The 11,699-nt window shown below is 63.6% G+C and carries 8 protein-coding genes and 1 tRNA gene; 8 read left to right on the forward strand and 1 reads right to left on the reverse strand.

Annotated features, from left to right (window positions below):
* Positions 1-111: 111 nt before the first annotated feature.
* The 3 genes from ASD78_RS01405 to ASD78_RS01415 all read left to right on the forward strand — a co-directional run bounded on the left by ASD78_RS01405 (position 112) and on the right by ASD78_RS01415 (position 3,770).
* Positions 112-2,493, forward strand: a complete 2,382-nt coding sequence (locus ASD78_RS01405; RefSeq protein WP_056097828.1) for a GH92 family glycosyl hydrolase — start codon at positions 112-114, stop codon at positions 2,491-2,493.
* A gap of 100 nt (positions 2,494-2,593) precedes the next feature.
* Positions 2,594-2,669: transfer RNA gene (locus tag ASD78_RS01410), tRNA-Ile, on the forward strand.
* 273 nt (positions 2,670-2,942) lie between these two features.
* Positions 2,943-3,770, forward strand: a complete 828-nt coding sequence (locus tag ASD78_RS01415) for a CPBP family intramembrane glutamic endopeptidase (protein WP_082575372.1) — start codon at positions 2,943-2,945, stop codon at positions 3,768-3,770.
* Between the two features lie 186 nt (positions 3,771-3,956).
* On the opposite strand, the gene ASD78_RS01420 is transcribed toward ASD78_RS01415, so the two are convergent.
* Positions 3,957-4,850, reverse strand: a complete 894-nt coding sequence (locus tag ASD78_RS01420) for an NAD(P)/FAD-dependent oxidoreductase (RefSeq protein WP_056097831.1) — start codon at positions 4,848-4,850, stop codon at positions 3,957-3,959.
* Between the two features lie 191 nt (positions 4,851-5,041).
* Between ASD78_RS01420 and ASD78_RS01425 the strand changes: the two genes are divergently transcribed.
* The 5 genes from ASD78_RS01425 (at position 5,042) to ASD78_RS01445 (ending at position 11,507) form a co-directional block, all read left to right on the forward strand.
* Entirely contained in the window at positions 5,042-5,689 is a 648-nt protein-coding gene (locus ASD78_RS01425; protein WP_056097832.1) for a TetR/AcrR family transcriptional regulator, read from the forward strand.
* Positions 5,690-6,055: 366 nt separating this feature from the next.
* Entirely contained in the window at positions 6,056-6,517 is a 462-nt protein-coding gene (locus tag ASD78_RS01430) for a hypothetical protein (RefSeq protein WP_156087525.1), read from the forward strand.
* 361 nt (positions 6,518-6,878) lie between these two features.
* Complete coding sequence (locus tag ASD78_RS01435) at positions 6,879-7,418, forward strand: hypothetical protein (protein ID WP_056097835.1); 540 nt, start codon at positions 6,879-6,881, stop codon at positions 7,416-7,418.
* 14 nt (positions 7,419-7,432) lie between these two features.
* Positions 7,433-9,856, forward strand: a complete 2,424-nt coding sequence (locus ASD78_RS19745; RefSeq protein ID WP_082575373.1) for a DUF2235 domain-containing protein — start codon at positions 7,433-7,435, stop codon at positions 9,854-9,856.
* Positions 9,747-11,507, forward strand: a complete 1,761-nt coding sequence (locus ASD78_RS01445; protein WP_156087526.1) for a peptidoglycan-binding protein — start codon at positions 9,747-9,749, stop codon at positions 11,505-11,507. Before ASD78_RS19745 ends, ASD78_RS01445 begins: the two co-directional genes overlap by 110 nt.
* Positions 11,508-11,699: the final 192 nt, after the last annotated feature.

The raw sequence follows: 11,699 nt of genomic DNA on the forward strand, positions 1-11,699 counted from the left end.
GAGCGCACCGGCTGCATGCTAGCGTTCCGGCCGTTTAGAACGATCTAAATTCGTTGCCAGCGCTGCCCGATCGGGTCGTCCGCACCCGGTCCGTCCCTACCGGAGCCGTCCATGCCCGCCGATTCCCCGCCGCCGCGCCTCCCGTCCACGCGTCGCCTGCGCTGGCCGCTGCTGCTGGCCTGGGCCATCAGCGGCATCGCCGCGGCGGCGGCGCCGATCGCCTCCGACGAAGCCGGCCACCGCGCCTACGCCGCCGTCGATCCCTTCATCGGCACCGGCGGCGAAGGCCACACCTTCCCCGGCGCGGTGGTCCCGTTCGGCATGGTCCAGCTCAGCCCCGACACCCAGATCAAGCCGCGCAAGGAGGCCTACGGCTGGGCTGCGGGCTATCGTTACGACGACAGCAGCATCGTCGGTTTCTCGCACACGCATTTCTCCGGCACCGGCCATTCCGATCTCGGCGACGTGCTGCTGATGCCGATCGCGGGCGAGGTGCGTTTGGAGCGCGGCGAAGACGGCAAACCCGGCAGCGGCTATCGCTCGCGTTTCCGCCACGACGACGAAGTCGCCCAGCCCGGCTACTACGCCGTCACCCTGGACGACTACGGCGTGCGCGCCGAACTCACCGCGACCGAGCGCGTCGGCGTGCACCGCTATGCCTTCCCCAAGGGCAAGCCCGCGCACGTGCTGATCGACCTGCGCACCAGCATGTACGACTACCCCGGCAAGGTGCTGTGGTCGCGCCTGCGCCTGCGCCCCGACGGCACCGTCACCGGCTTCCGCGAAACCCGCGGCTGGGCGCCCGGGCGTCAGCTCTACTTCGCGATGCGCTTCTCGCGCCCGCTCAGCGGTCACCAGTTCCACGACACCGAACAGGACGTGATCTACAAGGGCTTCCCGCCGCCGGCCGAGAAGACGCCGACGCTGCGCGCGCAGATCGAAGGCCGGCAGCTGGTCGGCGCGTTCGATTTCGCCGATGCGCCGGGGCAGTCGCTGGTGGTCAAGGTCGCGATCTCACCGGTCAGCGAAGACAGCGCGATCGCCAATCTCGACGCCGAAGTGCCCGCCTGGGATTTCGACGGCGTGCGCGCGCAGGCGCGCGCGAGCTGGACCCAGGCGCTGTCGGCGGTCGAGCTCGACGCGCCCGAACCGATGCGCAAGAGCTTCTACACCGCGCTCTACCACTCGCTGATGGGCCCCAGCCTGTTCATGGACAGCGACGGCCGCTACCGCGGCCCGGACAACGCAGTCCACCAGGCCAAGGGCTACCGCCACCATTCCACTTTTTCGCTCTGGGACACTTACCGCGCGCTGCACCCGCTGCTGACCCTGGTCCAGCCCGAGCAGCGCAACAACGACTTCGTCAATTCGCTGCTGGCCTCGCGCCGCGAGAGCCCCTACGGTGTGCTGCCGGTGTGGGCGTTCCACGGCCAGGAAACCTGGTGCATGGTCGGCTACCACGCCGTGCCGGTGATCGCCGACGCCTACATGAAGGGCATCCGCGGCTACGACGCCGACGAGGCCCTGCAGGCCATGGTCGCCAGCGCCAGCTACGGCCCTTACGACGGCATCGCCCAGTACATGGAACTGGGCTACGTGCCGATCGACGAAGAAGGCGAAGCCGCGTCCAAGACCCTCGAATACGCCTACGACGACTGGACCATCGCGCGCATGGCCGAAGCCATGGGCCGCAAGGACGTCGCCGCCGACTTCGGCAAGCGCGCCGGCAACTGGAAGCACGCCTTCGACGCCAAGACCGGCTTCATGCGCGCACGCAAGCGCGACGGCAGCTTCCGCGAACCCTTCGACCCCACCGTCAGCGGCTACGGCAGCGACTACACCGAAGGCAACGCCTGGCAGTACTCCTGGTACGTGCCGCAGGACGTGGCCGGCCTGACCTCCGCGCTGGGCGGCGACGCCAAACTGATCGACAAGCTCGACCAGGTCTTCGACGCCAAGGTCGACCCCAAGATCTTCGAGCACATGGAAGACATCACCGGCCTGATCGGCTGGTACGCCCACGGCAACGAACCCAGCCACCACGTCGCCTACCTCTACGCCTACGCCGGCCAGCCCTGGCGCACCCAGGAACGCCTCAAGCAGATCATGGCCACCCAGTACGCCCCGCGCCCCGACGGCCTGGCCGGCAACGACGACCTCGGCCAGATGTCGGCCTGGTACGTGTTCACCGCCCTGGGCTTCTACCCGGTCGCCCCGGCCAGCAACGAATACGTGATCGGCCGCCCCTTCGTCCCGCGGGCCACCCTCAACCTGCCCAACGGCAAGCGCTTCAGCGTGATCGCCGACGGCCTGGACGAAGCCCACACCTACATCGGCCGCGCCACCCTCAACGGCAAACCGCTGGACCGCGCCTACCTGCGTCACGACGAAATCCTCGCCGGCGGCGAACTGCGCTTCACCATGCAGGCCCAGCCCGACAAGGCCTGGGCGACGGACCCCAAGCAGCGCCCCTACTCGATGTCGCAACCCTGAGCCCGCAACGGCCGCGCCGCGCCAAACCGCGCGGCCGCCTCCGGCACATCGCGCATGGCTTATGCCGCGCAGCCCGCTCCCGTAGAATTCCCCCACGCGCGGGCCTATAGCTCAACGGTTAGAGCAGAGGACTCATAATCCTTTGGTTCCAGGTTCGAATCCTGGTGGGCCCACCATGCTGCTGTGCGCGGGTATCTGGTGGGGCAAGCATAAGCTGGCCGGTTCGGCCAACTTTTATTGAAATGCCAACCATAATTTGACCGCCAAGATGGCTGATAACCGGCTTTAACGGCCGGTTGTCCTTTGGGCTCGGCTGCTGCCAGCCAGGCAAGATGGCGAAGGCTCAAAGCGGACACACCTCTTCCGTTTGATTGAGCCCGTCGTGACATTGGCTACTTGCCGCACTCATCACTCCGAGCGACCATCGGTCATTCTTCGCGGGTAGATCAATGAATCTTCCAGGCGCCAGGCGACTGAAATCCTTGTTGCATGCACTGGCGTTCTTTCTGGCCGCTGCGGCGGCCCTCGTGGCTGCCAGCATAGTAGCCCGCCATTTCCCTGGATGGCCCGAAGAGATAGTGATCGGGGGGATAGGAGTTTTGCTTACGCTGGCACTGACTGCTGCATTCTTGCGTTGGGACAGAAAGAGATTCAGCGATATCGGACTCGCATGGGATCGCCGGACGCACATGCGTTTTCTTGTCGGTTTGGCAATCGGCTGCGCGTTGGTGGCCTTGCACGCGGCTATTGTCGCCAGCACGGGTCAGGTGAGCTGGACTCGCAATACTCAAGTCGACGCGACGGGGATAGCTGTTGCTGCGCTCGGATACGGCCTCCTTGCCTTGCGCGAAGAAGTCGCGTTTCGGGGCTACCCGTTGCGCACTCTGCTGCCTGCGTTCGGCGTGGTCGGCGCCCAGTTGATGGTGATGACGATCTTCGTTGCGGAACACCGGTTGGGCGGCGCTACATGGAGTAATGCCGTTTTGGGGTCAGGTTTAGGCGCGTTGGTGTTTAGCATGGCGGCTTTGGTGACGCGCGGTATCGCGCTTCCCCTGGGGCTGCATGCAGCTTGGAACTTTGGCGATTGGATGCGTGGTGGCAAAGGAGACCACGGAATGTGGACCATGCGAATTGAAGCGGCCCACTCAGCCCACGTCAACGAAGTTGCGATGGTTGCGTACGTATCAGTAATGCTTCTAACCCTGTTCTGTCTCGCCGCTCTATATCGCCGAAACCAGATCACAGAAGGCAAGGGCGATCGAGGCATTCGATCTTGACGCCCGCTGGCGCTGCTACCCCCGAAGTTCGGTGAGCGTCTTCAGCTCGACGACCCTCATGCCGGTTCGGCGTGGTGGCGCGACTGACGTCCCGAGACGCCCCTCAGGAAAGGGGCGCGCGTTCCGTGACGCCGGCCCGCAGCCTTCAGAAAGTGATAGCCCGCCGCAACCGGTGAATCTGTGTTTTCAAACCAGCATCGATTGCTGCGCGAAGATACCCGCCATCGCGCCGTGCGCTGACGCCGTGGTGACCGAGGGCATGAGGGGGTTGGCGAGGTCGCCCGCGGCGTAGATGCCGGGCATGCTGGTTTCGCGGCGCTCGTCGACCTTGAGAGCGATGCCGAGAGGCGTATCGACCGTGGCGAGGCCCAGTGATTCATGCAGGCTTGCGGACGGCTTGTTGCGCGGATGCGCGAACAGGATGTCGACCGCGACATTGCGGCCGGTATCGAGATTGACGGTGGCGGTATGGCCCTCGTGATGGGCGATCTCGATGATCCGGCCGTCGACGACAGGTATGTTGCGGCGCGCCAGATCGGCCCGGATATCGGGTGGAATGTCGTGACCATCGGCGAAGAGCGTCAACCTGTCGGTCCAATCCTGGAACAGCCTGGCAGACTGGTGCGACTGCGGGCCCGACCAGACGAGGCCCCAATGCTGGCCGGCGACTTCAAAGCCGTCGCAATAGGGGCACGGCACGATGGACGTGCCCCAACCTTCGGCAAAGCCCGAAACATCAGGCATCTGATCGGCGACGCCATAGCTCAGGATCAGGCGGCGCGCCCCAAGGCTTTCGCCATCGCCAGTGAGGACGGAGAAATCGTCGATGGCGCCGGAGACGCTGTCGGCCCGGGCATTGACCAGCTTGATCGTGGGATAGCGCGCCAGCTGCCGCCGCGCCTCGGCCAGGATGTCCAGCGGTGGCTTGTGATCGTGGCCGAGCAGGCCATGCGAATGGCCGGCGAAGCGGTTGCGCGGCAGGCCGGTATCGAGAACGGTGACCTTGCGGCGGGCGCGGCCGAGCTGCAGGGCGGCGGCGAGACCGGCAAAGCTGCCGCCAATGATGATGACGTCATCCATGGTGGGCTCCCGTGTTGTGGATGGAGAGGATTGGGCTGGGCCTGACGCGCAATATCGTCCAGCGATACGCGCTCGAAACGGGCGGCGAGCAGGGCTTTGGCATCTGCGACCTACCGATTGGCTTGCACATTTAAGATACCGAGTGGTATCGTAAGTAAAGAGTTTGGATACTGTCAAGTACTGGAATTCTCGTGACCGAAAATAGCCAGGGTCGGCGCGGCCGGCCCGCCAACGAGGCGCTTGGCCAATCGATAGTCGACGCCGCGTGCGAACTCTTTGTGGAATTGGGTTTTCAAGCGACGACATTGGACAAGGTCGCCCAGCGGGCGAAGATCTCCAAGCTCAGCATCTATCGGCACTTCGAGAACAAGGAGGCGCTGTTCGGCGCGGCCATCGCGGCCCGATGCCATCAGTTCGCGCCACAGGCCCTTTCTGAAGGCGTCGACGGTTCGGCCGAAGATCAGCTCATGGCGGTGGGATCGTCCCTGCTTCGCACGCTGTTGAGCCCGGACGTTCGCAGTGTCGAAGCCATGATCATGGCCGACAAGACGAATCAAAAGTCGTTAAGCAAGCTCCATTACGAAGCCGGCCCCGCTCATGTCATCGCTCAGATCGAGGCCCTCTTGCGTCAGTTGCACGCGAAGGCTGTTCTGAACGTGCCCGATCCTCTTCGGTCCGCCCGCTTGTTTGCCGCGCTTTTCAAAGGATCCGATCTTCTGGTTATCGCACGCTTCGATGAGGCGAGAGCAGAGGACGACAACGAAATCGAATCCTATTGCCGGTCGGCCGTCGCCATGTTCATCGCCGCGCACGGTGGCAACGACCACGCGGGCGGATAGCCGATGCATCGGCCGGTGTTCGCAATGCCGATGAGTTGCTGACGCAACGGAAGGGTTTGATCCGTTGTGCGCAGTGCGGGAATTTGCAGGGCCATGCTGCCCACGCACCAAGAGCAGCAGAAATGGGGTCAGGTTCATTCCCGCAGCGGCAGTTGCCGGATCATTCCGAGGGCGACCCACTCCCGATGAAGCCCCGCGAGCAACCGCGGGGCTTTCGCGCATCTGAGCCTAGTTCGGCAACCTTCCCTTGAGCGCGTTCCGCGCTGCGGTAGCTGCGGCTGAGTCCGGGAACTTGGGCAGTACGACATGCCCGCCCAGTGTGACGATTTCAAACGTAGACCCGACGGCATTGCCTGAGCCGCTGGGGTGAACGGGTCCCAGTGCTGCTATCTGGCGCGGGTCGATCAGGTAGCCAGCAACGTCTGTCCACATGGCGTGGTCCTCCTTGGTCGGTGGGCGATGGTAGATCACTGGCTGCGGCCTGCAATGCCTGGCAACTCGGCCACGATGCTTGCTTTGGGTAACGTCGAGGCGCCACGCGATCTCCACAACCTGCCTGCGAATGACAAGGATGCTAAGAGTCTCGGCGATGCGAACTGGAAGCGCGATGCGGAGTCCGGCGACTGGCAGCGCGAGACGGTCATCGCCCGAACGGACCGCGGCCATCCGCTGACCCGCACAGAGTTGGAGCGCGATGCCGAGCAGGTCATCAAAGCGAACATCGCGAGCGGACCGGCGCCGATTGCCGCGCGCTACGAGTTGGCCTACAGAACTCAAACTCATGGCCTTGGCAAGCGGGTCGCTCGACTCCGCCGCGCGAGGCAATGAAGTTCATTCATCGAGTCCCCGACGAAGGCGATCAGAAAACTGCGAACAACAATCTCAGCGGTAATGACGTAACAGAAACAGCAGGAGGGCACAGAAAATGCTTGTATCTAATGCCTTATTGAAAAATCGACCTGCTAACTCTTTCGCATCAGGCACGATTGGACTTGACGACGCTAGGCGCGCCGGATCAATCTCGCCGTGCAAACTGCACAGATCGAAGGAGCCACCAACGATGGTGTCTCGGGCCGCACATCCTTTGATGATCGAGCCCGATCGGCAGCAACTCCATATCGCCCAGGATGGGTGATGCGGTCCGACAATTGAACACGGATAGTTAATTCTTCCCTCAGGACATGCCGCAATGACCCAAGGCACTCGCCTCGCTAATGCTTCCGCTGACTTGCCCTGGCCGCTGACCTTCGATGCGTTCTCGTTTGGAACGTGGGCATTCAACACCCTTCGCTGCAACATCATTTTTAGAGGCCACCAGTTCGCACTCGATAACGAACTGGATGGGCCCTCCGGGCCCCCGCCAACGTCGAACTGGATGGATCGCTGGAGCGCTAGCTTCAACGTCTTTGCGGACATGATGCCGCCAGGCCAGGTGGAGGTTCGATGGACTTCGATGGACGGCGTCGAGCACTACGTCGAAATCGATCTGATTAGAGATATCTTTCCCGATCGAGCAATCCTCCACGATGTGGCCAGAGAAGATGTTTGGGAGTTCTGGGCCACAGATTCATTTGGTCATCATCCCGAGGTGTTGATGGAGGTAAATGACAGGACAATCACCGTGTACATGAGGTCTTGCATCATGACGCAGACCTGGGAAGGAGAGGGCGACGATAGGCGGCGCATTATGCGTCCTGGGTTATTCAAAGCTTGGGCGAAGACCTACTAAGGGAGCGTGACGACATGGAAGCCGACAGGAGAAGGAGGCACGTCGTCCAAGTTGCCGAAGACGGGGTCCCGAAGGATGATGTTTCGCACTACACTGCCACGACGGAACATCTAGATAGCTACAATCGGGCCGCCGATGAACTCTACAGGTTCAAGGTCCCAGCGCTACTCGATACCCAGGACCGGCATTCGTACCTTTTGATTGGGTTGATGGACGGCACAGGAAACGACTCCGCACAGGACCCGATTCATAAGACCAATGTTGCAAGGTTCGACAATCAAGTTCGCAGCCTCAAGCGATCAGGTGTCAACATCGATGTGGAGTATTTGGAGGGGCCGGGAACTCAGGCCAACTACTTCGCAAACACATACGATTCGGCGCGTGGTATCACAAGCCTCAACCGTGCGGAAGAGATGTACGCGCGCTTGGTGAATCGCGCGCAAGAAATTTACAGGTTCGATCCAGGCGCGAAGATTGCAATCCACGTCGAGGGATTCAGTCGGGGTGCCAGTCAGGTGCCGTTGTTGGCGCGGATGATCGACGAGCGCGGCGTCCCCGATAAGCGCACTGCATTTGAGGCATACGAAGACGGACAGAAGGTCCAGAAGTATGCGCGCTACCATCAGGATCCGGGCCACACTCCGATGTCGGTGGGCCTGTACGACCCCGTGCCGACTGGCACGATGGAGTTGTATGACCGGCGTTTGCCGCCGTCGGTCGTGTCTGGCTTCCAGATCAATGCCGCCGATGAGCGGCGGGGCTTGTTTCCGGTGGATCGCATCATTCCACAGGGGATGTCCGACGATGGTCGCTTTCTCAGCGTCAGCGTAGCAGGCGCGCATTCCGACATCGGCGGCAGCTATCTGCGCAATGGTCTTGGCATTCGCAGCCAGAACCTGATGACGGATTACCACAACGCACTTTTCAGCGAACCTCTGTTGCGACGGCTTCCGGAAACCTACGATGCACGACTGAACGTCATTCATCGCTCGGAAGAAGGCAACCTTCTGTTTCGTGTCGCTCCCAAGGTGGATCGAGCCTCAGCAAAGGGCGAGGTCAGTACTCTCATCCCCGATTACTCCCGTGGCGCGGCGACTGGTGACGTTGTCCATACCGCCGCGCACGCTCCAGAAGCCCTGGGCGATGAACTTTCGAATACTGCTGAACGTGCACGCCCAGTTATACGCGCGCTTCCGACGCAGATGACAGCGTTGCCAGTTGAGACAGCGATGGCGCAATTGCTGAGAGATGCCGGCGATGTCGAAGTCCGGCCGTATAAGCCGCCGATGCAACTGAGCCCAGGTGAAAAAGTAATGGCGGCGGCCGGTGTTGCCGGCATTGCGATGAGCTTGGTGGATGCCAAGGATGCCGCGGACAGGGTGAGTACGCTTTTATCTCAGGATAACCCTCTTGCGGCGCAGTCCGCCCTGACCCACTACGCCGCGCGCGGCACGGGCGGCTGGGTCGGCGGCGCGGCCACCGGTCTTGCTGTTGGCTGGGAGACCGGTCCCGGCGTGATCGGCTTTGTTGCTGTGGGTGCCGTCGCCGGCAGTCACGTCGGCGAGAACGTCGCCAAGTGGTGGGACAACAAGCAGATCTACGAACAAAAGGACGGGCGGGGCGTCGAGTGGGAGTTCAACGGTCGGCAGTGGCTGCGCCAGGAGCAAGGCGATCTCAGCGACAACGGTATCAGGGCGCCGACCAGGCAGTCGTTCTCCGCACTGCCGGAAAAGGAGCGCGAGCTGAACTTCCTGGCGAGCAACTCGGCCACGATGCTCGCTTTGGGCAACGTCGTGGCGCCGCGCGATCCCTTCAACCTGCCCGCGAATGACGAGGATGCCAAGAGCCTCGGCGATGCGAACTGGAAGCGCGATGCGGAGTCCGGCGACTGGCAGCGCGAGACGGTCATCGCCCGAACGGACCGCGGCCATCCGCTGACCCGCACGCGATGCCGAGCAGGTCATCAAAGCGAACATCGCGAGCGGACCGGCGCCGATCGCTGCGCGCTACGAGTTGGCCTACAAAGCCTACGGCTGGCAATCCTTCGGCGCGCCGCCGAGCGCGGTGACCGCCGCTCTGGCGAATGCGGATCGATTGACTGCTTCCAACGAGGAGTCCTACCGGCATGGCCAGGATGGCCAATGGCGGACCGAAAGCGGCGAACTGGCGCAGGGCAATACCGCCCGCGAACTCAATGGTACGCGCGAGCAACTGCAGCCCGCGTTGGTTCAGCACGCGGAGCAGTTGGCGGCGGCGCCTGCCTGGACGCCGCCCACTCGCGAGGACATGGATCGCGCCAACCTGCGGACGGCCTACGCGGCGGTCGGCGTGGCGCCCAACCCCGATCGATTCGACGCGGCGCTGGAGGCCGTCCAGCGTACTCGCGAGGCGCAGGGCATCGATGCGAATCTGACCTCGCTTTACGTGGAGCGAAATAAGAAGGGCGGCTACGACGCTCAGAGTCCGATCGTCCACCTCGGTCGTGACGCGCAAGGTGTGCACGTTGCGGCGATCACCAGCTCACAGGACATCGAACTGGCGCTCGTCGATCAGCGCGGCTTGAAGCAGCCGATACCGGAAACAGCGGAGTTGCGGATTGCGGCGTTGTCGCCGCAGCAGCGCGACGCCCAAGATCAGATGATCCGGGAAGCGAATCGGCAAGGCGTGTCGAACGATCAGGTGCAACAGGTTGCGGTCGCGGCGGCGGCAGCGCCGTTGCGCTCGGAAGGTCCGCCACCCGTACGGGAAGCCGAGGCCGTCCGCGTGGTTGTCGAAGCGGAGCCCATCTCCGCGCTGAGGGTGACGCAGCCCGAAGCGTCTTCGCCGTCTCCGCAGGCTGCGACCGTGGCCGAAGCGGCCCCGCCCGAGCCGAAGTTGCCAGGCCGCACGATGGACCAGCCGAACCCGGCCGGCCAGGCCGAACAGGCCGATGTGTTGGCGACCAAGCCGGCAGGGCCTGGTGCACTTGCGCCTCAGCCCGCGAGCGCCCCCGAGGCGCCTGCGGAATTGCCGACCGCGCCGACGCCCCAGGTCGCGCCGCCTGTCGCGGCGGACCTGGCACCGGTGCCGCCGGTCGCGCAGCCAGTCGTGGCTGCGGCCACTCAGCCTGTGCAGGCCGTTCCGGCTGTTGCTGGCGAAGCAGCTTCGCCGGCCGTCCCGGAAGCATCCCAACCTCCGCAGGCCGCTCCGACTGTTGCGGCGGAGGCTATGCCTGCTCCGGACGACGGCGCGTTGAGTCGTGGCGATCGAGGTCAGGAGGTCGAACTGCTGCAATACCGCCTGCAACGAGTGGGATACCGTGGGCCAGCAGATGCGCCGGCTCCCGAGCCAGGGCATTTCGACGCTTCGACCGAACATGCCGTCCGCCAGCTTCAGCGAGACCATGGTCTGGCCGAGACGGGCCGCGTCGACCCCGACACGGTGCAGGCGCTGGCGGTCGCTCAGCAGGCAAAGATCGAGTCGCAGAAATCCGTGGCGCCGTCGCCAGCATCGGAGGCAGTCGCGCAGTCCGGGCAGGCAAAGCCTGCGCCAATGGGGGCGGAGCCGCAGAAGCCTGACGTGCCTGTCCTCGTCGTAGGCGAGCCTGAGCGCCAAGGTCCGTCACTGGCACGGTCTGAGCCGGAACTCCCGATCCAGTCCGCGTCATCCCAGACCGCGAGCGTGTCGGGGCATTCGCAGCCTGTCGCGACACGGAGCGCGGAGCCTACGAATCCTGATCGCGATGAGGCTCAGCGAGAGGTTGCGCGACTATCGCCAGCGGATCAGGCGATGTTCGCCAAGATTCGCGGCGCAGTACCGACGGATGTGTCCGACGAGGTGGTAGCCAAGGCCATGCTGGAGGCCAAGCGCAACGGCATTCCGGATGTTGAGCGCGTCGGCCAAGTCGGTGTTGTGGACGGAACGCTCTGGGTCGGCAGCGTAACTCCTGGCTTTCATGCATCGGTGCCGGCGAATGGCCCCGTGCCAAGCATGCAGGACACCCTCAAAGAAACGCAGGCCGTAAATCAGCAGCGCGATCAGCAACTGGCAATGGATGCGACCCAGCGCCAACAAGACGAGCAACAGCGACCGGGTCGCGCGATCGGATAGCTTGGAGAGGGGCAGGTTCATCTTTCCTCCGCGAAATCGCGGCCCAGGCGATTCTCGCTGACCTGCAGATTGCGTCCTTCCAGGTACTCCAAGACGAGGGGCAGGGAGTTATCGGAGTCGGTGATATAGCCGCGGGCGCCCTACGCTGAGGCCGGGACCGTCGGGACACCGCGCCCGCCAAACCGACGAACG

Origin of the sequence: Lysobacter sp. Root667, from assembly GCF_001427715.1 — a bacterium.
In the GTDB taxonomy this organism is placed as follows: domain Bacteria; phylum Pseudomonadota; class Gammaproteobacteria; order Xanthomonadales; family Xanthomonadaceae; genus Lysobacter.

Bases quoted from the DNA above. Each gene is read 5' to 3' on its own strand.
- ASD78_RS01435 (WP_056097835.1), top strand. From the start codon at position 6,879: ATGACCCAAGGCACTCGCCTCGCTAATGCTTCCGCTGACTTGCCCTGG.
- ASD78_RS01405 (WP_056097828.1), top strand. From the start codon at position 112: ATGCCCGCCGATTCCCCGCCGCCGCGCCTCCCGTCCACGCGTCGCCTG.
- ASD78_RS19745 (WP_082575373.1), top strand. From the start codon at position 7,433: ATGGAAGCCGACAGGAGAAGGAGGCACGTCGTCCAAGTTGCCGAAGAC.
- ASD78_RS01415 (WP_082575372.1), top strand. From the start codon at position 2,943: ATGAATCTTCCAGGCGCCAGGCGACTGAAATCCTTGTTGCATGCACTG.
- ASD78_RS01420 (WP_056097831.1), bottom strand. From the start codon at position 4,850: ATGGATGACGTCATCATCATTGGCGGCAGCTTTGCCGGTCTCGCCGCC.